The organism is Amycolatopsis sp. NPDC000009 (assembly GCF_055563465.1).
This window is the reverse complement of record NZ_JBVHDI010000009.1, coordinates 285,419-306,363: the sequence shown is the minus strand read 5'-3', so window position 1 is coordinate 306,363 and position 20,945 is coordinate 285,419. Positions and strand designations below refer to the sequence as shown.

The 20,945-nt window shown below is 69.7% G+C and carries 19 protein-coding genes; 12 read left to right on the top strand and 7 right to left on the bottom strand.

The window, feature by feature from the left end; all coding sequences use genetic code 11:
• The first annotated feature begins 47 nt into the window (after nt 1–47).
• The 5 genes from ACZ3HL_RS24815 (at nt 48) to ACZ3HL_RS24795 (ending at nt 8,593) form a co-directional block, all read left to right on the top strand.
• The gene (locus tag ACZ3HL_RS24815) at nt 48–4,406 is read left to right on the top strand and encodes an HAD-IC family P-type ATPase (protein WP_465534028.1); all 4,359 of its coding nucleotides are present in this window, start codon (nt 48–50) and stop codon (nt 4,404–4,406) included.
• A gap of 187 nt (nt 4,407–4,593) precedes the next feature.
• A complete protein-coding gene (locus tag ACZ3HL_RS24810; RefSeq protein ID WP_465534054.1) occupies nt 4,594–6,072 on the top strand; it encodes an FAD-dependent oxidoreductase in 1,479 nt (492 codons plus the stop codon).
• Nucleotides 6,069–7,112: a hypothetical protein gene (locus ACZ3HL_RS24805; protein ID WP_465534026.1), complete on the top strand. Its 1,044-nt coding sequence runs from the start codon at nt 6,069–6,071 to the stop codon at nt 7,110–7,112. The genes ACZ3HL_RS24810 and ACZ3HL_RS24805 overlap by 4 nt, the downstream gene beginning before the upstream one ends.
• 28 nt (nt 7,113–7,140) lie before the next feature.
• The gene (locus tag ACZ3HL_RS24800; protein ID WP_465419233.1) at nt 7,141–7,746 is read left to right on the top strand and encodes a TetR/AcrR family transcriptional regulator; all 606 of its coding nucleotides are present in this window, start codon (nt 7,141–7,143) and stop codon (nt 7,744–7,746) included.
• 124 nt (nt 7,747–7,870) lie between these two features.
• On the top strand, nt 7,871–8,593 hold the full coding sequence (locus ACZ3HL_RS24795; RefSeq protein WP_465534024.1) for a VanZ family protein: 723 nt from the start codon (nt 7,871–7,873) through the stop codon (nt 8,591–8,593).
• A 10-nt stretch (nt 8,594–8,603) separates the two neighbouring features.
• Here ACZ3HL_RS24795 and ACZ3HL_RS24790 read toward each other — a convergent pair whose 3' ends face one another.
• On the bottom strand, nt 8,604–9,059 hold the full coding sequence (locus ACZ3HL_RS24790) for a glycogen operon protein GlgX (protein ID WP_465534022.1): 456 nt from the start codon (nt 9,057–9,059) through the stop codon (nt 8,604–8,606).
• 102 nt (nt 9,060–9,161) lie between these two features.
• Here ACZ3HL_RS24790 and ACZ3HL_RS24785 point away from each other — a divergent pair, with 102 nt between their 5' ends.
• From ACZ3HL_RS24785 to ACZ3HL_RS24770, 4 genes are all read left to right on the top strand, one after another.
• Nucleotides 9,162–9,887 carry a TetR family transcriptional regulator gene (locus ACZ3HL_RS24785; RefSeq protein WP_465419226.1) on the top strand — a complete coding sequence of 242 codons (726 nt, stop codon included), beginning with the start codon at nt 9,162–9,164 and terminating at the stop codon, nt 9,885–9,887.
• A gap of 79 nt (nt 9,888–9,966) precedes the next feature.
• Nucleotides 9,967–11,202: a sensor histidine kinase gene (locus ACZ3HL_RS24780; protein WP_465419224.1), complete on the top strand. Its 1,236-nt coding sequence runs from the start codon at nt 9,967–9,969 to the stop codon at nt 11,200–11,202.
• Between the two features lie 2 nt (nt 11,203–11,204).
• Nucleotides 11,205–11,867, top strand: coding sequence for a response regulator (locus tag ACZ3HL_RS24775; RefSeq protein ID WP_465419221.1), 663 nt, complete (start codon nt 11,205–11,207; stop codon nt 11,865–11,867).
• 101 nt (nt 11,868–11,968) lie between these two features.
• Complete coding sequence (locus tag ACZ3HL_RS24770) at nt 11,969–13,177, top strand: glycosyltransferase 87 family protein (protein ID WP_465534020.1); 1,209 nt, start codon at nt 11,969–11,971, stop codon at nt 13,175–13,177.
• Between the two features lie 7 nt (nt 13,178–13,184).
• Here ACZ3HL_RS24770 and ACZ3HL_RS24765 read toward each other — a convergent pair whose 3' ends face one another.
• Nucleotides 13,185–14,267 (bottom strand): epoxide hydrolase family protein, encoded by a 1,083-nt coding sequence (locus tag ACZ3HL_RS24765; protein ID WP_465534018.1) that lies wholly within the window; start codon nt 14,265–14,267, stop codon nt 13,185–13,187.
• A gap of 94 nt (nt 14,268–14,361) precedes the next feature.
• Between ACZ3HL_RS24765 and ACZ3HL_RS24760 the strand changes: the two genes are divergently transcribed.
• Nucleotides 14,362–14,829: a MarR family winged helix-turn-helix transcriptional regulator gene (locus tag ACZ3HL_RS24760; protein ID WP_465419214.1), complete on the top strand. Its 468-nt coding sequence runs from the start codon at nt 14,362–14,364 to the stop codon at nt 14,827–14,829.
• Nucleotides 14,816–15,499, top strand: coding sequence for an SMI1/KNR4 family protein (locus ACZ3HL_RS24755; RefSeq protein WP_465534016.1), 684 nt, complete (start codon nt 14,816–14,818; stop codon nt 15,497–15,499). The genes ACZ3HL_RS24760 and ACZ3HL_RS24755 overlap by 14 nt, the downstream gene beginning before the upstream one ends.
• A 12-nt stretch (nt 15,500–15,511) precedes the next feature.
• On the opposite strand, the gene ACZ3HL_RS24750 is transcribed toward ACZ3HL_RS24755, so the two are convergent.
• Together ACZ3HL_RS24750 and ACZ3HL_RS24745 are read right to left on the bottom strand one after the other, a co-directional pair.
• Nucleotides 15,512–16,387: a LysR substrate-binding domain-containing protein gene (locus ACZ3HL_RS24750; RefSeq protein ID WP_465534014.1), complete on the bottom strand. Its 876-nt coding sequence runs from the start codon at nt 16,385–16,387 to the stop codon at nt 15,512–15,514.
• 51 nt (nt 16,388–16,438) lie between these two features.
• Nucleotides 16,439–17,194 carry an SDR family oxidoreductase gene (locus ACZ3HL_RS24745; RefSeq protein WP_465419207.1) on the bottom strand — a complete coding sequence of 252 codons (756 nt, stop codon included), beginning with the start codon at nt 17,192–17,194 and terminating at the stop codon, nt 16,439–16,441.
• A gap of 152 nt (nt 17,195–17,346) precedes the next feature.
• On the opposite strand from ACZ3HL_RS24745, the gene ACZ3HL_RS24740 reads away from it, so the two are divergent.
• A complete protein-coding gene (locus ACZ3HL_RS24740) occupies nt 17,347–18,567 on the top strand; it encodes a hypothetical protein (RefSeq protein ID WP_465419205.1) in 1,221 nt (406 codons plus the stop codon).
• On the opposite strand, the gene ACZ3HL_RS24735 is transcribed toward ACZ3HL_RS24740, so the two are convergent.
• From ACZ3HL_RS24735 to ACZ3HL_RS24725, 3 genes are all read right to left on the bottom strand, one after another.
• Nucleotides 18,564–19,424 (bottom strand): helix-turn-helix transcriptional regulator, encoded by an 861-nt coding sequence (locus ACZ3HL_RS24735; protein WP_465419203.1) that lies wholly within the window; start codon nt 19,422–19,424, stop codon nt 18,564–18,566. The two genes, ACZ3HL_RS24740 and ACZ3HL_RS24735, sit on opposite strands and share 4 nt — an antisense overlap.
• 21 nt (nt 19,425–19,445) lie before the next feature.
• Nucleotides 19,446–20,249, bottom strand: coding sequence for an SDR family oxidoreductase (locus ACZ3HL_RS24730; RefSeq protein ID WP_465534012.1), 804 nt, complete (start codon nt 20,247–20,249; stop codon nt 19,446–19,448).
• A 114-nt stretch (nt 20,250–20,363) separates the two neighbouring features.
• Nucleotides 20,364–20,876 carry a CGNR zinc finger domain-containing protein gene (locus tag ACZ3HL_RS24725; RefSeq protein WP_465534010.1) on the bottom strand — a complete coding sequence of 171 codons (513 nt, stop codon included), beginning with the start codon at nt 20,874–20,876 and terminating at the stop codon, nt 20,364–20,366.
• Nucleotides 20,877–20,945: the final 69 nt, after the last annotated feature.

Below are 20,945 nucleotides of genomic sequence, written 5' to 3'. Positions count from 1 at the left end.
GGTACTCGGTGAGATCCACAAGGCACCGAGCGCGAGGAGGATGCCACATGCGGCGGACGGACCTGGAGACCGTGGACGTGCTGGGTGTCGCCTTCCCCAAACCGTCGCGGACACTGGGGCGGGTCGCCCGGGGGCTGGCCGGGCTGGCCCTTCTGCCGCTGGAAGGGATCCCGGGGCGCGGACCGCGGCGGGCGGTCTGGTCATGTCCCGGCAGGCTCTACATCGAGACGCACGGCGTGAAAGGACCGGACGGCGCCCGCGTCGCCCGGCGGGTGGAACGAGCCCTGACGGAGATCCCCGGCGTGCGATGGGCTCAGGTGAACGCGCCGACGTCCCGGGTGGTCGTCGCGGTCGGAGACCCGGGGCCCCGTCGCCTGGAGCTGGTCCGTGCGGTCGAACGAGCCGAGTCGGAGCCCGCCTCCGAAGCCGAGCGGGTCGAGGAAGACGAACTGCACCATCCGGCGGACGGCACCACGGCGACCCGGCTGCCGTCCACCCTCGCCGCGGACGCCGCGGGACTGGTGCTGTCGATGGCTTCGAAGATCCTTCCGTGGGCTCCGCTGCCGACGGAGGCGGCGGCGCTGGCGTCACTCGTGGACCTGCACCCGCGGTTGCGTGACCTGGCGGACCGGAAACTGCGCGGGCGGGAGAGGGCGGATTCGGCGACCTCCATCGGCGCGGCTCTGGTCCACGGTCTCGCGGCCCGCAGCGAGGGGACGGTCCTGGACATCATGGTCCGCGGCACCCAATGGCGGGAGGCGAAGGCGCATCAGCGGACCTGGTGCGAAGCCGAGTCCAGGCTGGTCGGGCAGCGCGAACACGCGGGCGCCGACTCGGTGGTGAGCGAACGGCCGCGGCCGCTTCCGGAAAGTGCCGCCGATCGTCACGCACGCCGGTCCGTCGCCGCCGGCGCCGCGGCCGCCGCGGCGACCCTGCCGTTCGTCGGGCCGAGGCGCGCCGCCGCGGTCGGGATCTCCGCGCTGCCCAAGGCCCCGTCCCACGGCGCGGCCGCCTTTTCCGCCCAGCTGGGCCAAGTCCTCGCCAGGCGCGGCGCGCTGGTGATGGACCGGTCCGCGCTGCGCGGGCTCGACCTGCTCGACACGATCGTCATCGACACCACCGCACTCGGCGCGGGGGCGAACGTCCTCAGCGATCTGATCCCCTTGTCCGACGGTGACCCGGTGGATCTGACCGCCGCCGCCTTCGCCTTGTTCGACCAGGAGAAACCCGAGGTGGTCCGGCGGGACGGCGAATGGACGCTCGGCCCGGTCGACGAGCTGGACGTCACCGGCTTCCCCGAACGTCAGCGGATGCTGGACCAGGGTGCCCACCTGGTGCTGGGGCTGGTCCGTGACGGGCGGCCGGCAGGCCTGCTCGCCGTCGCGCAGGAGCGCTCACCCGACGTCGACGCGTTGGCTTCCGCGGCCGAAGCCGCCGGGGTGCGGGTGGTCCAGACCGACGGCGGCGCCGTGTTCGACGCCGTCCGCGAACTCCAGGCATGCGGACGCGTGGTCATGCTGGTCTCCGCTGACCGCCGGGCGCTGGGAGCGTCCGACTGCGGAGTCGGCGTGCACGAGGACGGGACCCCGCCGCCGTGGGGCGCCCATGTGCTGATCGGCCGCGACGTCGGCACGGCCGTCCTGCTCGTCGAGGCGATCACCGCCGCCAAGGCGGTCGTCCGTGACTCGACGATGTTCGCGACCGCGGCCGGCGGAATCGGCGGCGTGACCGCGCTCAGCGCGCGGCGCCGACCTGCCGCGAGTGGCCTTCGCGCGGTGAACGCCGGGGCGCTCCTGGCTTTCGGCGACGGGATCTGGCGTGCTCGCACCCTCACCGGCGAGCGGAAGACGCCCTCCTCGGGCCGCGTCGTGCCGCCTTGGCACTTGATGCCCGCGGACCTCGTGCTCGACCGGCTCGGTTCGGGCCCGCGTGGTCTGGACGAGCACGAGGCCCGTCGGCGGGCGCCCGCCGACCGTGCGGGCGGCGAAGGCAACGCCGGCACGAGTATCGCGAAGGCGTTCATGGCCGAGCTCGCCAACCCGCTCACGCCGGTACTGGCCGGCGGCGCGGCGGTGTCGGCCGCGGTGGGCTCTCCGGTCGACGCCGCGCTGGTCGCCGGGATCGTCGGAGTCTCCGCGTTGATCGGCAGCGCGCAGCAGGTGCACACCGACCGCGCGCTGGCCGGGCTCTTCGAACGGTCCGCGACCGTGACCACCGTCGTGCGCGAAGGTGCCGAGCGGCAGATCGTCGCCGACGCGCTGGTACGGGGTGACGTCGTGTCGCTGCGGTCCGGCGATGTCGTACCCGCGGACTGCCGGGTGCTCGAAGCGACCGGTGCGGAGCTGGACGAGTCTTCGCTGACCGGGGAGTCGCTGCCGGTGCCTAAGACCCCGGCGCCGGTCGTGGCGGCGGAACTCGCCGAGCGGGCGTCGATGCTGTACGAGGGCACCACGGTCGCCGCGGGCAAGGCGACCGCCGTCGTCGTGGCGACCGGCGACGAGACCGAGGTCGGGCGGGGGATGGCGGCCGCGCGCGGCGCAGCCCCCGAGACCGGCGTCGAAGCGCGGCTCGCGTCGCTCACCAAGCAGGCATTGCCGGTCGCGGTCGGCTCGGCGGCCGCCGTCGCGGGAGCCGGGCTTCTGCGTGGGGTGCCGCTGCGGCAAAGTGTCGGGGCGGCGGTGAACCTCGCGGTCGCGTCGGTGCCGGAAGGCCTGCCGTTCCTGGTGAACGCGGCCCAGCTGGCGGCCGCTCGGCGACTCGCCGAAAACGGCGCGCTCGTCCGCAACCCGCGCACCATCGAAGCGCTCGGGCGGGTCGACGTCCTCTGTTTCGACAAAACCGGCACCCTCACCGAAGGCAAGCTCAGCGTCAACCGGATCGACGACGGCAAGACCGCCGCCTCGCTGGGGCGGCTGCGGAAGAGCCACCGGGCGGTGCTGGCCGCGGCCGTCCGCGCGACGCCCCGGGCGGAGAACCCCGAGGAACTGCCGCATCACACGGATCAAGCCGTTCTCGAGGGCGGTCTCACCGCGGGTGTGGACGCCAGCGGCTGGCAGAAGACCGGCGCGGTCCCGTTCGAGCCGTCGCGGGGATTCCACGCGACCAACGGGAAACTCGGCGAACGGCACGTGGTGTGTGTCAAAGGCGCACCGGAGACGGTCCTGCCCCGGTGCACCCGGCACGGCGACCGGCCGATGGGGGCGGGTGTCCGAAGCAGGCTGGAGAAGCGGATCGGACGGCTGGCCGCCGCCGGGCACCGTGTCCTCGCAGTCGCGGAGCGCACCGTGTCCACAAAGGACCTCTCCGAGGACGACGTCGCCGGACTCACGTTCCTCGGTTTCGTCGCGTTGGCGGATCCGGTGCGGGACAGCGCCGCACCGGCGGCGGATCGGTTGCGCGAGGCGGGGGTGCGCACGGTGATGATCACCGGCGATCATCCGGCCACCGGCGAGGCCGTCTCCGAGGAGATCACCGGCCGCAACGGCGACACCAAGGTGCTCACCGGCGCGCGGATCGAGGAACTCGACGACGAAGCGCTCGATCGGGAACTCGCCGACGTCGACGTGATCGCCCGGTGCAGCCCGGCGCAGAAGGTCCGGATCATCCAGGCCTACCAGCGCGGCGGCCGGGTCGTCGCGATGACCGGCGACGGGGCGAACGACGCGCCCGCCATCCGGCTCGCCGACGTCGGGATAGCGCTCGGGCAGCGGGGCACGGCCGCGGCGAGGGCGGCCGCGGATCTCGTGGTGACCGACGACCGGCTGGAGACGATCGTCGCCGCGCTGGTGGAAGGCCGGGCGATGTGGGCGTCGGTTCGCGAGGCGCTCGGCATCCTGCTCGGCGGGAACCTGGGGGAGATCGCCTTCACCGTGCTCGGCTCGGTCGTCACCGGACGCTCACCGCTCACCGCCCGCCAGTTGCTGCTGATGAACCTCCTGACCGACCTGGCGCCCGCGCTGGCGATCGCGTTGAGCAGGCCGGACAGCGAGTCCGTACCGGAGTTGCTTCGGGAGGGGCCCAGCGCGTCGCTCGGGAGCGCGCTCCGGCGTGACATCACCACCCGCGCGGTGACCACGACCCTCGGGGCGTCCGCCGCGTGGACCCTCGCGCGGCTGACCGGCCGGCGACGGCGGGCGAGCACGATCGCGCTCGTCTCCTTGATCGGTACCCAGCTCGGGCAGACGCTGGCGGTCGGCGGCCGGGACGGCACCGTCCTCGCCGCGGGTCTGGGCTCCGCCGCCCTGCTGGCGATACTGGTCCAGACCCCCGGGGTCAGCCAGTTCTTCGGATGCACGCCGCTCGGCCCGGTGGGCTGGGGGATCGCCCTCGGCAGCGCCGGTGCGGCGAGCGTCGGTGGCCTCCTGCTCGGACAGCGAGGGGCCGGGCCTTCGCCCGAACACGCGTGATCGGAGCCGTAACTCGCGTGATTGAAGGCGTAACTCGCTGATCCGGCCCGAGACACGCGAGTTACGGCTCCAATCACGCGAGTTACGGCTTCAGGCACATCTGGCGGCTTCTTGACAGCCTCCGGCGTCGTTCATACATTCATACAGGCGTTGTCAAACTGTATGAATGACGCTGGGAGTTGGTCGTATGCGACTCGGCAAGACCGCCGTCGTCCTCGGTGGCAGTGCCGCCGGACTCTGCACCGCGGGCGCCCTCGCCCCGTACTTCGACCGCGTGTTCGTGCTCGAACGCGACGAGCTTCCGGCCGAGGCCGAACACCGGCGCGGGGTACCGCAGAGCAAACACCCGCATTTCCTCCTGAACTCGGGCCGCCGCGCGATCGGCGCGCTGTTCCCCGGCTTCGAGGACGACCTCGTCGCGGCAGGCGGACTGCACCTCATGCCGTCCATGGACGCGGCGTACCTCGACGGGAAGGGCTGGTCGGCGCGGAAACGCAGCGCGATGACGATGATCTACAGCTCGCGGATCCTTATCGAGCGGGTGCTCCGGGACAAGGTCCGGGGCCTGGCCAACGTCGTGATCCGCGAAGGCGTCGCGGTCAGCGGGTTGACGACCCGGGACGGCGCCGTCACGGGCGTCGGCTTCTCCACTCGCGGCGGCGAGGAGCACCTCGACGCCGACTTCGTGGTGGACGCGATGGGCCGCGGTTCCTCGGTCGGTGCTTGGCTGGTGGCGGCGGGCTGGCCGGAACCCGAGGTGCGGACCCTCGACGCCAAGGTCACCTACACCTCACGCTGGTACGACCTGCCGTCACCCGAGGAGCGGCCGCCGTCCTGGTGGTGGCGGCATCTGGTGATCATGCCGACCCCCGACAAGGGCCCGCATCCGGACGAGCACGAGTTCCTGGTGAACTTCTTCCCGATCGAGGGCAACCGGGTCATCGCGTGCATGGGCTCGTGGGGCATCGAAATGCCGCGCACCACCGAGGCGTTCGTCGAGTCGGCCCGCCGGGTGCGGGCACCACTGTTCGCGGCCGCGATGGACCGGTCCACCCCGACCTCGGAGGTCCACCTCACCCGGTCGACCGGCAACAAATGGCGCCGCTACGACCGGCTCCGCACCCCGCCGAAACGGCTGGCGTTCGTCGGCGACTCGATCTGCGCGTTCAACCCGTTCTACGCGCAGGGCATCAGTTCCGCCGCCGGTTCGGCGCTGCTGCTGCGCGAGCACCTCGCCCGCGCCGAGCGTCTCGACACCGAGTTCTCCGCGCGATTCCTCGCGGCCCAGCGCAAGCTGCTCAACGTGCCGTGGAGCCTGGCGATGGCGAGGGACCAGGGGTACGCGTGCGCGGTGGGCACCGAAAAGGCGGGGGAGTGGAAGCGACGCCTGCTCTCGGCGGTGTCCGGCCCGGCGTTCAGGCTCATCGTCGGCGCCGCCCGTGAAGACGACGTGGTCGACGAGCATTTCGCGAAGGTGTTCAACCTCGACGAGTCGCTGCGCGACATGATGACGAACCCGAGGGTGATCGCGGGCCTGGTGCGTTACCGGATCCGGGCGGCGCTGGGACGGCACCGGATCCCGTTCGACTTCGACGCCCGCGCCGAGCCACCGGTCACGGACTATTCGCCGAAAGGTGGCGCCGCCGAACCGGCGGCCGCCCGATGAGCGCCGTATGCGGGGCGGACGCGGAAGCGGTCACTCGCGTCCTCGGCTTCGACTGCCACGACGTGTCCGCCTGGCTCTCGATCCGTCCACCGTGGACGGCGGGGCACTGGACGATGCCGCTGCTGGAACTGCTCGTCCTCGGCGGAGCCGTGTTCGCGCTGGTGCACGCCGTGCGCCGGCATCGCCAGGGCGACTCGGCCAATCTGGCGCTGTGGTGCGCTTCGCTGGTCTACCTCTTCGTCATCGAACCGCCCCTGTACTTCCCGGAATGGTTCGGCCTCGAGCGGCAGTACGGATTCATCTTCGCCCACAACCGGTTCACCGTGCAGTTCATGTGGGACCGGCTGCCGCTCTACATCGTGGCGTTCTATCCGATGATCAGCCAGCTCGCCTACGAACTCGTCCGGTCGCTGGGGATCTTCCGTGCGCGCGGTGCGCTGGCCGGGTCGGTGGCGGTCGCCTTCGCCTGCCAGGTGTTCTACGAGGTCTTCGACCACCTCGGTCCTCAGCTGAAGTGGTGGGCCTGGAACGGGAACAACCGCATCGTCAATCACCCGGCGCTGGATTCCGTGCCCATGACCAGCATGCTGCTCTTCGCGTCCGTGTCGATGGGCGCCATGACCTATCTGGTGGTGCGGCTCGCCGGTGGTCCGAGGCGTGGGTGGTCGCTCGTGGCGCGCATCGTGGTGGCCGGTGTCCTCACTCCACTGAGCATGGTGGTCGCAGGGCTCCCGTCGAGCCTCTTCGTCGGCAACGTGACCGCGCAAGCGTGGATTCTCGCGGTCGAGCTGGCGCTGCTCTGGGGTGCGGGGATCTGGATCTTCGCCCGGCATCGAGGCACCGAAGAACCTCTGACGCCCTTCGCCCGGTTCTATCCCGCCGTCTACCTGGGAGCGATGGCGGTGTTCTGGCTGGGCGCCATCATCGAAAACGGTGTCACTCCGGGGAGTGGTCTCTACGTACTGGCCTGCTTCGTGACCGCCGGCTTGATGCTCACCGCGCTGTACCGCGTTCGCCGCGCGGCACCTGCTACCGGCTGAGATTCCCCGGTCGGGGAAGATAAGGCGCATGGGGCACCACGGATGGCGGGGCAATCCGCCCGGGACCGAGCGCGAGGCACGCCGCCGGATCGTCGAGGCGGCGACCGCCTGCATCGACCGGGTCGGTCTCGCCAAGACCAGCCTCTCCGACGTCGCCGCGGAAGCGGGCGTCACCCGGCAGACCGTCTACCGCTACTTCCCGAGCCTCGCCGACATCCTCGGCGCGGTCGCGCTGGACCGGGTGGAGGAGTTCGCCGGGCGGATGGAACGGCATCTGGCCACGTTCGCCGACCCCGCCGAGGTCGCCGTGGAATCGGTGGTGTTCGGCGTCCGTGCGGTCCCCGACGAGCCGTACCTGGGGCTGCTCCTGAAAGCGGGCGAGGCCGACGTCTTCACCGTGGCGGTCACTTCGTCGCAGTCGTTCGAGCTCGGCGCGCGGATCCTCCGGAACGTGCCGGTCGACTGGGCCGCCGTGGGCATCACGACCGACGAAGACTTCGAGGGCCTCGCCGAAATGCTGATGCGGTTGTTCCTGTCGTTCCTGCAGTACCCCTCGACGCCCGCGCATACCGACGCCCGATTGCGGGCCCTCGTCCGTCGCTGGATCGGCCCGGCGCTGACCGCACGGCCGTGACAAACGAACTCCGTGAAGTATCAACGCGGATGGTAGTTATTCACCGACAATAGCCAGGGTTCTTGTCTGGTCTTCACGATGCTGCCACCCTCGCCGAAGACGATCATCGGCGAAAGGGGAGTGCATGGGATGGTGGTGGCAGGCATTCTTCGACGCCGCACCGTGGTCGCTGCTCGCCGCCGCGGCCGGTGCCGTCGTCGCCGAATTCGTCGCGCGCCGTCGGGGAAAGCAGCGTCGCCGATCCGCGATCGCGCTGGATTTCGCTTTGCTGGCATCGCTTTTCGCGGTGATCGCGGTGGTCTTCGTACCGGCGCCGATGCCGGGCCACGGTACGCCGGTGAGTCTCCACCTGCTGGGTGACGTCCTGCCCGTGTTCGACGACCGCCCGGACGTCGCCCTGTTCCAGTTGGCGGGCAACGTCTTGCTGCTGGCGCCGCTCGCGGTACTGGCGCCGGTGCGTTTCGACTGGGCGAAGCCGGTGTCGCGGATCGCCCTGACGGCGTTCGCGATGTCCGTGTCGATCGAATGCCTTCAGGTCTGGCAGGGGGCCGGACGGGTGGGTTCGCTGGACGACGTGTTGTGCAACACGGCGGGAGCCGCGCTCGCGGCCTGGTGTGGAAGCAGGTGGCGAAGCCGGGCGGCCGGCAGCGTTCGCGTCTGGCACCGCTCGGGCATCGAAGTCCGGCGTTCCGGTGCGGCGAACGCCCGCCGTGGACAACGGCTGATCGGCCGCGTCACCCTGAGCGACCTGCCGCCACTGGCGGAAGGGGCGACTCTCGAGATCACACTGTCCGAATCGGACGGTGGAGCGCTGCTCGTTTCCGCGCAGGCGTCGGTGGCGGCGTGAACCGCGTGCCCTACCTCGGCCGGACGCCCGCGAGGACGGCGTCCAGGCTGGGAAGCCACCGCTGCCGGGGATCCGGTGCCGAGAGCCATTCCGCGTGGGCCTCGGCTCGTCCGGAGTCGACGGGAAGGGGGAGCAGTGTGCCCCAGGCGAGTACTTCGACGTGCTGCGGCAGGGACTCCCGAGCGGGAATCAGCCCGTCGGTCTCCGCGAGAATGGCCACCCGCGGACCCTGCTGCGTCAGCACCGCCATGGCGGGGCCTTCGCATCCGGTCTCGGCGAGCCTGCCGAGGACCTGGGCACCGTTGATCTTGGGCAGGGTCACCGCGCAGATCCCGCCTTCCAGCACCAGGAACGGCTGCGGACCGCGCCATTTGAGCGACCAGCCGAAGAGACGGCCGTAGAAGGCGTCGCCCCGGGGGCGGATCGAACGTGACTCGACCGGGAGTACTTGGTGGTCCAGCGACATCGTCGGCGCCTTCCGAACGGAGAGAGGGACACGGGTGCCCGGGGACACCGCACAGCCTAACGGCACTCAGTGCCACTAGCAAGTGGCTGCTACCGTCCCGCCATGACCGATTCGCCGCGCCGAGCGCCGGTGACCAGAGCCGGCGCGACCCCCGACGGGAGGCGCCGGCTGCGTCGTGCGCTCGCCGCGGCGGCGGTGGACCTGTTCGTGGCCAAGGGCTACGAGGCCACCACGGTGGACGAGATCGCGGCCGCGGCGGGAGTGGGCCGCCGGACGTTCTTCCGGTACTTCGACGCCAAGGACGACGTGCTCTTCGCCAACCACGACGAGATCGTGGCGGAGATGGAGGAGACGTTCGCCGCCGCGGATCCGGATCGTGATCCCGTCGAGGTGGCCTGTGCCGCCGTCGGCCTGGTCCTCGACTCCTACGCCGCGGAACTCGACGTGTCCCTCAAGCGGTTCACGCTGACGCGGACGGTGCCTTCGTTGCGGGACAAGGAAGTCGCGACGGTCGACCGCTATCAGCGCGTACTCGCCCGCTACCTGCGGGCGCGATTCGCCGAACAGGGTGACGAGACGGCGAGCCTGCGGGCGGCCGTGGCCGCCGCGGCGATCGCGGCCGCCAACAACCACGTGCTCCGGCGCTGGCTGCGCAGTGGCGGGCAGGACGACATCGCCGCCAGCGCGGCGGAGGCCTTCGCGCTGGTGATCGACGCGTTCAAGGTCCCCGACGCCGCGGCCGAAACGACGATGGTCGCGGTGATGACCACGTCGACGCCGCTGCACGCCGTCATCGCCAAGGTCAACGCCGCCTTGAACGAACAGTAAGGGGGACTGGCTGGCACTCAGTGCCATGCGAAAGTTCCGCTACGCAGGGTGAGCCGATCCGAGGGTAGGGTGACGCTCGATGATCGACGCACAACGGCTACGGGTGTGGTCGCAAGCCCTGCGCTACACGGTGTTCGCCGGAACCGATGCCCCGCCGAAGCGTTCGGCGGGGTTGCGCTGGCTGCGCGGCCTTTCGATCGTCGGATGGGGCCTCTGGGCCGCTTTCGTCACGTTTTCGACCGCTTCGGTGCCGGGGCCCGCCAAGACGTTCAACGTGCTCATCACCGTGCTGCCCTGCCTGCTCGCGGTGCGCTCGCCGCTCTGGGGATGGCGGTTGCTGATCGTCGGCGTGGTGAGCACCCCGCCGACATTGCCCGGTATCGCCGGCTCCTGGGGCTGGCCGTGGGCCCCCGGTTTCGCGCTCACGGCGGCGCTCGTCTTCTACCTGGTGGGGGAGAGCAACGATCAGGCGGAACTCACCTGGGCGGGGCTGATCTCGTTCGGCGCCGCCGTCCCGTTCCTCGGCGACTGGCGTGACGCCGCGCTGCTCGTACTGCTGGGCGGAATCGCGTTCTTCCTCGGCAACACGGTGCGACAACGGAAGCTCGCGGAAGAAGAGCGCGCGGCGCAACAAGAGCGCAGGCTCGCCGAGGAGACGCGGGCGGCACTCCTGGAGGAGCGCGCGGGCATCGCCCGGGAACTGCATGACGTGGTCGCGCACCACATGTCCGTTCTCGCCTTGCGGGCGGACTCGGCGCGGTTCCGGTTCGCCGATCGGACCGAGGCCGATCGCGAAGCCGAGATCTGGCGGGAGTTCGCCGACCTCGCCGGCACCGCCCGTGAGGGCTTGACCGAGCTGCGCCGCCTTCTCGGGGTGCTCCGGTCCGAAGAGCACGCCATGGCGGTCGCCCCGCAGCCTGGGCTGGGCAAGGTCGTCGAACTCGTCGAAGGGGTCAAGGCCGCCGGCACCGTCTGCGAGCTCGACCTGCGAGGCGACTTCGATTCCGTCCCGGTCGGCGTGGCGTTGTCGGTGTTCCGGATCGTGCAGGAGGCACTCAGCAACGCGATCCAGCACGCTCCCGGCGCGTCCATCTCCGTCGAACTCGAGTCCGGCCAGGACTCGGTGCGGCTGCTGATCGAGAACGGGCCGGGCGACGGTCCGAAAAGGACCGAACGGCGGGGAGACGGGCACGGTCTGATGGGGATGCGGGAGCGGGCCGCTATGCTCGCGGCCGATCTTCAGGCAGGGGAGCGACCGGACGGTGGTTTCCACGTCGCACTGACCGTTCCGCTGGACCGTGGGGAGCATCCGTAACCATGATCTCGGTGGTCATCGCCGACGACCAGACCATGGTCAGGCAGAGTTTTCGCGCGGTGCTGGACGCACAGCCCGACATGCGGGTGGTGGGGGAGGCCGCGGACGGGAACACCGCCGTGGCGCTGTGCGCCGAACTCGAACCGGACGTCGTCCTGATGGACGTCCGCATGCCCGAACTCGACGGTCTCGAGGCGACCCGGCGGATCGTGGCGGGGCGGCAGGACGTCCGCGTGCTGATCCTCACCACCTTCGACATCGACGAGTACGTGTTCGGCGGACTGCGTGCGGGCGCGAGCGGTTTCCTCCTGAAGGACTCCCCACTGGACGACCTGGTCACCGCCGTCAGGGTGGTGTCCGCGGGCAACGCGTTGTTCGCGCCGACGATCACCAGGCGCCTGATCGGCGAGTTCACCCGCACGCACGCCTCGGCGCAGGCGGGGCACTCCCTCGTCGCCGAGCTGACCGCGCGTGAGACCGAAGTGCTCCGCCTGATCGCTCGTGGCCTCTCCAACACGGAGATCGCCGCGGCGCTGGTCATCGCGGAGCAGACCGCGAAATCCCACGTCAGCAGGGTCTTCGCCAAACTCGGGGTCCGCGACCGCGCCCAAGCGGTCATGGTCGCGTACGAGGCGGGCCTTGTCGTGCCGGGCAACACGCCCTGATACCGGGGTAGGGGTCGTGCGGGAGCGGATACCGGGGTAGGGGAGCGAAGACGGTTCCCCAGGGCGATGTCGGCCGGCCGGGTTCCGGAGATCGTTTCCCCATGGATTGGTCGAGAGTGCCGCGCGTGAACCCGGCGGCGATCGTCGTGACCGGCGCGATGACGGTGTTCGCCCTGGTCGCGTTCGTATGGTGGCTCCGGGGTATGCCGCTCGGCGTCGACTCGGCGGTCTATCGCGCCGGCGGGTTCGCCGTGGTGCGCGGGGAGCGGCTGTACTCACCGCTGCTCGCGCTCCCCGGATGGGCGCCGGAACTGCCGTTCACCTATCCGCCGTTCGCCGCGCTCCTGTTCACCTCGCTGACGGCGTTGCCCGCACAGCTGTCCTGGGGCATGCTCGCGCTCGCCGCCGCGCCGTCGCTGTACATCGCGCTCCGGCCGTTCGCCGAGCAGGCCCACTTGCCGGTTCTGCTGATCGGCGCGTTCGCGCTGCAGCCGGTGTGGCAGACCATCGGCCTCGGGCAGGTCAATCTCGTGCTCATGGCGGCCGTGGTCGCGGACCTCTTCCTGCTGCGTGACTCGCGCTGGCGCGGGCTCACGATCGGGATCGTCGCCGCCGTCAAACTGATCCCGCTGATCTTCCTCGTCCACCTCCTCGTGGTCAGGAGGACCGCGGACGCCGTCCGTGGACTCGCCGCTTTTCTCTGCGCGACGGCGTTCGCGATGGTCGTCCTCCCGGCGGACTCCGTTCGTTACTGGACCTCGGCGATCTTCAACGACCACTTCACCGAAATGAAGGGCTGGGTGGGAAACCAGTCGTGGCAGGGTTTCGTCGCGCGGACGCTCCCGGAAGGACGGACGGCGACGGTGACGATCCTGGCGTTCGGCCTGCTGTGCGCGGCGTCGGCGATGTGGCTCGTGCGCCGGCTTCACCTCGTGGGGGACGACCGGGCCGCGGTGCTGGTCACAGCCGGATGCTCGGTGCTGCTGAGCCCGATCTCCTGGACACACCATTGGGTCTGGGTGGTGCCGGCACTCGGACTTCTCGCCGCGCGGGGACACCGTGGGGTAGTGGTGGTGGTCGGTGTCCTGTTCACCGGATGGACGGTCGCCGTGGTGCCGGGAGGCGGGGGAGTCGAACGCGACTGGAACGTCGTGGAGGCCGGGATCGGGAACGCGTACCTGCTCACCGCTCTCGCCGCCGGACTCCTGTGTCTGTTCAAATGTATAACGTCCTATACCGTCTGGCGGCTGAAAAGATGCTCCGCCTCTCCACAGAAAAGCCAGCAACGAGTCGAGAGCGGTCATCGCTGATCCGCTCCTACTCGACGAGGCCGAGGAAGAACTCCCGGATGTCCGCTGCGAGGAGGTCCGGGACCTCCATCGCGGCGAAGTGGCCGCCACGTTCGAACTCCGACCAGTGCCTGATGTCGTACAGCCGCTCGGCCAGAGGCCGTACCGACCGCGTGATGTCGTGCGGGAACACGGCCACGCCAAGGGGTACGGGGCACGGCGCGTTCCCTCTCGTGCTGTCGTGGTGCAGCCGTGCGGACGAAGCCGCGGTGGCGGTCAGCCAGTACAACGAGATGTCGGTGAGCATCCGGTCGTCGCTGACCGGCGAGCGCGGATCCGTCCATTGCGCGAAGCGCTCGGCGATCCACGCGAGCTGGCCGACCGGGGAGTCGGTCAACGCGTAGCCGATGGTCTGCGGCGTGGCGGACTGGAGGGCCTGATACGGCGGACGATTCGCCATGAGCTGCTTGACCTTCTCCAAGCGGGCTTGGTCCTCTTCGGACAGTTCGATGCCGGCGTCGGGATCCGGCCGGGTCGGCAGGTAGTTCACGTGCACGCCGACGACGTGTTCCGGTGCCACCACGCCGAGTGCGATCGAGATGCCTGAACCGAAGTCGCCGCCTTGGGCGCCGTAGCGCTCGTATCCGAGACGGCGCATCAGTTCGGCCCAGGCCCGGGCGATCCGCTCGACGCTCCAGCCGCGTTCGTGGGTGGGTCCCGAGAAGCCGTAGCCCGGAATCGAGGGGATCACCAGGTGGAAATCGTGGGACAGTGGCTCGGTCACGTCGAGGAACTCCAGGAACGAACCCGGCCAGCCGTGGGTGAGGACCAGCGCGAGCGCGTCCGGGTTCGCCGACCGGACGTGTACGAAGTGGACGTTCTGGTCCTCGATCTCGGTGGTGAAATGCGGCAGCTTGTTGAGTTCGGCTTCGTGGGCGCGCCAGTCGTAGCCGGTTCGCCAGTATTCGGCGAGTTCTCTGAGTCGTGCGAGGGGGAATCCGTAGTCCCAGCCCGCGTCGGCGACTTCGTTGGGCCAGCGGGTGCGCGCGAGCCGGTCGGCGAGGTCGTCGAGGTCGGCCTGGGGGACGTCGATGTGGAAGGGCTTGATCACGACGCGGTCTCCTCGGTCATTGGGTAGCTAAACGTTTGGTGACCCAACGATACCGCAATCGTTCGGGGGCCCAACGATTCGTTAGACTCATCACATGGAGAACCCCTCGGAGGAGCCTCGCGGCGGCTGGCGGAAGTTGCCCAGCTGGTTGCTCACACAGACCGCACACCACGCGCATCGCCTGGTGACCGACGGTTTCTCCGCCATCGACGCCCGCGGCTACCACTACCGCGTGCTGGCGACGCTGGACGAGTTCGGGCCGGCCAGCCAGGCGATGCTGGCCCGCCGGAGTGGCATCCACGTGAGCGAGATGGTCGCGGCGATCAACGAGCTCGCCGAGCGCGAACTGGTCGAGCGCGCTCCGGATCCCGCCGATCGGCGGCGCAACGTCGTCTCGCTGACCACGGCGGGCAAGCGGCAACTGCGACGGCTGGAGAAGCAGCTGGCCGAACGGCAGGACGAGCTTCTGGCTCCGCTTTCGTCCGCCGAAAGGGAGCGGTTCACCGAGCTGCTGTCGAAGCTGCTGGATCACCACGATCGGAGAAGCAGTGAACTGGGATGAGGTCCGGGACCGGACCGTCGCGTTGTTCGCGCGGTCCGGCGAGGCTCTCCCGGAAGTCCTGAGCGAGACCCAGGTGCGCCAAGCCGAAGAACAGTTCGGGATCGAGTTCCCCGAGGACTACCGCCAGTACCTTCTGCGGGTCAGCGCGGGGGGCCGGGTGCGGAAGCTGCGATCCGACGGTTCGCGCTGGGATTGGGAGGGTGCCCGGTACCGCGACCACGACAAGCTGCATGTTCCCTTTCCGGACCATGACAGCGCGCTGGCGGCAAGCGAGCACGCGTGGGAGAGCAAGCCGGAGCGGACGGACCATCCGTCCGATGCGGCTTACCGGAACGCTCACGACGCTTGGCAGGAGACGGTGTATGCGACCGAAGCCGCTCGGGTCACCGGGGTCGTCTTTCTTCATGACGACGGCTGCGGCTTCTACACGCTTCTCGTCGTCAGCGGACCCATGCGAGGAACCATGTGGTTCGACGGACGTGCGTCGTCGGAACGCCTGAACGCGTTGCTCAACGACGACCGGCGGCCCGCGACGTTCGCGGAGTGGTACCTGGACTGGCTCGCCCACGAGGAGTCGTGGACGACATCTGAACACCGGCAAGCCGCCTTCCGGAGCTGGGACGCGGGTACGGCCAAGCCGCCCATCTGGTTTCGCTGGTTCGACTCGTAGGACGGTGCGGTCCTAAAATCCCTGCGCGGAAGCCAGAAACGCTTGGCGTGCGTCGGAAGTGCTGTGCTGCGGCCACAGGGCCTGCAGGGGGACGTGCACGGCGGGCCGGAGTTCCCGGACGCGGACGGCGCCGCCCGCCGCCGGTCCGGGTGGCGCGGTCACGAACGCGACGCCTTCGGTGTCGAGGACGGCGGTGACCGGTGGCGTTCCCTGGATGGGGTTGCGGCGGACACGGGGTTCGAATCCCGCGTCGCGGCAGAGGTTGACGAGCAGATCGGTGTAGCCGGACCGGCCGGGGTGTCCCCAGACGACGATCTCCTCGCCGTCGAGGTCGGTCAGTGCGAGGTGCTCGCGCTCGGCGAGCCGGTGTCCGGCGCCGACCGCGACGTTGAGCCGTTGCCGGATCAAGGTGGTCCCGACCAGGCCGTGCGCGAGGGTCAGCGCGCGGCCGAGGCCGAGGTCCAGTTGCCCCCCGAGCAGCTGTGCGAGGAGTTCGTCGGGGTAGCGCTGGTTGACGTCGATGATCAGGTCAGGGTCGGTCTGGTGGCCGCGCAGGAGGGCGGTGACCTCGTCGCCGGTGACGGCGGGGGTGTGGCCGACGCGGAGTCGTTCCGGTTCGCTGCGGCCGATGCGCCTGGCTCGCCGGACGGCGGAGTCGGCGATGCCGTGCAGGAGGTGGGCGTCGGCGATCAGTGCCTGTCCGGCGGGGAGCACGGTGACCCCGGTGGCGCTCCGCTCGAGCAGGGGGACGCCGACTTCCCGCTCGAGCGTGCGCACCGAGGTCGAGAGCGCCTGCTGGCTCAGGTGCAACCGGGTCGCCGCGCGGGTGAAGCTTCCTTCTTCGGCGACGGCGATGAGGTGGTTCAGCTTGTACAGGTCAAGGCCCACCCAGGGGTTCCCCTTCGTGTCCGGTCTACGGCGTCTTGGCCAGCGTAGGGGTCAGCGGGTGGTGTAGCCGCCGTTGGGGAACATCGTCTGGCCGGTGAACCAGGCGCCGTCGGTGGCCAGGAAACGGATGATCGGAACGATGTCCTCGATCTTCGTGAGTCGTCCGCCCATGGCCTGGGATTTGTGGAATTCGACCCGTTCGGGTGTTTCCTGTGGGTAGAAGAACGGGGTGTCCATCGGGCCCGGCGCGACGACGTTGACCGAGATGCCGCGGTCGGCGAATTCCTTGGCGGCGGCCCTGGTGAAGTGTTCCAGTGGGGCTTTGCCGCCGGCGTAGGTGGAGTAGCCGTCGGTGAAGGCCGCCAGCAGGGACGTGCCGAGGCTGATGATCTTGCCGTTGTCGGTGAGGCGGCGTCCGGCTTCCTGGATGAAGAAGTAGGCGGCTTTGGCGTTGACCGCGAACATGCGGTCGTAGTCCTCTTCGGTGGTTTCGAGGATGGGCTTGCGCAGGACCATGCCGGTGGTGTTGATCGCGATGTCGGCGCGGCCGAAGGTGTCGATGGCGGTGTCGAAGAGGCGTCGGACGTCGGCGACCTCGGTGAGGTCGCCTTGGACGGCGATGGCATCGGAGCCGGCGCCGCGGACGGCTTCGACGGTCTTGTCGGCGTCGGCCGCGGAGGCGTCCCCGTGGTAGTGGACGACGATCTTGGCGCCGGCTTCGCCGAGGGTGGTGGAGAGGAGTCCGCCGAGGTTCTTGGCGCCGCCGGCGATGATCGCGACGGTGTCCTTGAGGTTCTGTTCGCTCATGGCTTCGAACGTAGGAGCCGGGGGCGGTGGCTGGGAAACACAAGATCGAGGTGGGGTCACAAGGCTGGTTTGTGGGCTTCCCCACCTGCGCGGAGCCGGTGAATCTCCGGGACCGAACGGCGAGCTGACTCGACATTGTGGACACTCTGAGCGTGCTCCGAGAAGTCGACGACCTTGATCAGCCCGCCGCTCCCGAGAAGGCGCCCCGTCCGGGGCGTCCGGCGCGTGTGTTCGAGGGAGTGCTCGACAGACTCGCCTCGTCGCCTTATCCGCGGGCGATCCTGCTGTATCTGGTGATCCGGACGGCGAGTGTCCAGCTGCTCGATCTGCTGGCCGCCCGGCGTGGTGCCACGCTGACGGATCGGCTGACGGCCTGGGACGGGCAGTGGTATCTGCGGCTGGCGGTGCATGGGTACGCGGATCTGCCGGGGACGCTGGACGCGGCGAGGCAGCCGTATTCGGACGCGCCGATGGCGTTCTTCCCGTTGTATCCGAAGCTCGTCGGTGCGGTGATGTGGCTCGGGCCGGATGTGGTGACGGCGGCGTTGACGGTTTCGGTGCTGGCCGGGCTGGTGCTGGCGTGCGGGTTGATCCGGATCGGGCGGGCGGTTTCGCCGGAGCGGGGTGACCGGACCGGGTTGTTGCTGGTGGCGTTGTGGGCCGGGGCGCCGATGGCGATCGTGTTCTCGATGGCTTACACGGAAGCGGTGTTCTGCGCGTTCGCGGTGTGGTCGCTGGTGGGTGTGCTGGAGCGGCGCTGGATGCTGGCTGGGCTGTGTGCTTTCGCGGCCGGGTTGTCGAGGTCGACGGCGGTGGTGCTGGTCGCGGTGGTCGTGGTGGCGGCGTTGATCGCGGTCTTCCGGCGTACCGAGAAGCGCTGGTGGGCGTTGGCGGGTGCGGTGGTGGCTCCGCTGGGGGTAGCCGGGTATCTGGGGTTCGTCGCGTACCGGACGGGCAGCTGGACCGGTTGGCAGGACATCGAGTTGCGGGGCTGGAACACCGAGTTCGACTTCGGCGCGGAGGCCGTGGATTCGATGGTGGCACGGTTGACCGGGGACGAGTCGGTGTTCAGCACGCTGACGGTGTTGTTGCTGCTGGGTGCGGTGGCGCTGGCGGTGGTGGCGGCGTTCACGCGGGTGCCGTGGCCGTTGACGCTGTACGGGGCCGGGGTGCTGTTGCTGGCGATCGGCACGCGGGGGTTGCCGGACGCGAAGATCCGGTTCATCCTGCCCGCTTTCCCGGTGCTGGTGCCGATCGCGATCGGGTTGTCGAAGCGTCGGACGGTCACGGCGGTGGCGGCCGCGCTGGCGTGGGTGGTGCTGGGCGCGTGGTTCTCGGCGCACGCTCTGACGGCGTGGCGGTACGCGATCTAGTGGCTCGACGCCGCCCACGACGCCAGGAGTGCCAGATTGTCGGCGGTCGGTGTGCCCGCGGGCGCGGTGTAGACGGTCAGGTGCAGGCCGGGTTCGGTGGCCAGTTCCATGGGCTCGACGTCCAGGTCGAGCCGGCCCACGATCGGGTGGTTCATCCGCTTGCGGCCGGACCGGTGCAGCCGCACGTCCTGAGAGGCCCACTGCCGCCGAAACGGCTCACTGCGTGTCGACAGTTCGCCGACCAGGGCGATCAGCTCCTCGTCGTGGGGATTGCGGCCGGCTTCCATCCGTAGTTTCGTGGCGACGGCACTGGCGACGTGGTCGTAGTCGACGAAGAATTCCCGGGCCTCCTCGGGGTTCAGATAGATGAATCGAGCTGTGTTGGCGGGCCGTCGCGGGTCGGCCGGCATCGGTGAATACAGCGCGCGAGCGAGTGGGTTCATGGCGAGTACGTCGTAACGGCCGTTACCGATCAAGGCCGGCGCGTCGGAGATGGCGTCGAGCACCTGTTGCAGCGTCGAGCGCACCGTCGCGGTGGTTCTGCGTCGGCGTGGGCCGCGGGGTGCGCCGGATTGGCGTGCGAGGTGAAACAGATGCCGGCGCTCCGCCTCGTCGAGTTGCAAGGCGGAGGCCAACGCCTCGAGGACGCCGTCGGAAGCGCCGGCGAGACCGCCGCGTTCCATGCGCACGTAGTAGTCGACCGAGACCCCGGCCAGTAGCGCTACTTCTTCGCGGCGCAGGCCTTTGACCCGCCGGTTGCCGCCGTAGGCCGTCAGGCCTGCCTGCTCGGGTGTGATGCGGGCGCGACGTGAGCTGAGGAACTCCCGGATGTCGGCGCGTGGATCCATCGTGGCCATCCCTCCACCGTAGGCCGACGCTCAGGTCCCCGTTGCGGTCGTCGCTATGCCGCCGTCCACCGGGATGACGGTGCCCGTGAGGTAGGACCCGGCCCGGCTGGCGAGGAACACGGCTACACCCGCCATGTCGTCGTCGCGGCCGAGCCGGCGCAGAGGGGCCTTCGCCGCGATCGTGTCGCCGAGGGCGTCGAGTGTGGCCGCCATCATCTGCGAGGGGAACGGGCCTGGGGCCACCGCGTTCACCGTGACGTGGTGTGGGCCCAGTTCTCGGGCGAGCACCCTGGTGAGTTGATGGAGTGCGGCCTTGCTGCCGGCGTACGAGTAGTTGGGCGATTCGGCGACGTGGATGGCGGCGATACTGCCGATGTTGATGACCCGCGCGGGATCATCGGCGGTGCCCGCGGCGCGCAGGGCGGGGAGCAGTGCCTGCACCAGCCAGAACGGCGACTTGAGGTTGAGGTCGAGCACCGAGTCCCATGCCTCGTCCGGGAACGTTTCCAGCGGCTCGCGCCACATCGCTCCCGCGTTGTTGACGAGGATGTCCAGGTGTTCCGAGTCCGCCTTGACGAGATCGGCGAGGCGACGGCACTCGTCGTGCCTGGACAGGTCGGCGGGAATTGCTCGGACGTCGCCGAATTCGGACAGTAGGTGCTGCGCTTCCGCGCACGTGTCCGCCTTGCGTGAGCTGATGACGACGCGGGCGCCCGCCTGGAGAAGGCCGCGCGCGATCATCATTCCGATGCCCTTGGTGCCACCGGTGACAAGGGCGTACTTGCCACTCAGGTCGAACAGTTCGGTGTGAGCGGTGAATCGGTTGTCCGCCATGGGTCTCCTGTCATCGGCAAGGGCGATTCAACGAGGTTGACAGGCGTTTCGGGCGGCTGGGAGACCCTGGTGATCCAGGTACTGCGAGGGCTCCTCTTGCTTGGTGCGCCGGACCTAGCTCGCTTGCCGGTTGCGGTGGTCGGCGACGTGGACCCTGGTCGCGCAGCGGGTGGAGCAGAATCGGCGGCGGCCGTTGCGGGAGACGTCGACGTAGACCGTTTCGCAGCCTTCGCGTGAGCAGACGCCGAAGCGGTCGGGGGTGTCGCAGACGAGGTGTGCGAGTCCGCCCGCGGTGTAGGCCCGGACGCGGGACGTGGTGCCGGCGTGTGCGTCGACGTAGTGCAGGTGGGGTGCCTTGCCGTCGTGGGTGGAGATATAGGGCTTGGACGCGGAGTCGTGGAGCAGCGCGTTGACCAGGTCGACGCGGGTGGCCGGGTCGGCTTCGAAGACGTCCCGGAGTCTTTTGGTCCAGGCGATGATCTCGGTCGATTCGTGGTCCTTGACGGCGGCGACGGTCATGCGGTCGCGGAAGATCGCGGTGAGCGTGGCCGGGTCGGCGGTGTCGCCGAGGTTGACCAGGTCGGCGGCGATCTGCGCCGCCGCTCCGCCGTAAGGGTTGAAGTGCATTGACTCATTACAGCACGATCGGGGTATGGAAGCGAACACATGCCCGCGGTGTGGGTGGCCGCTGGCCGA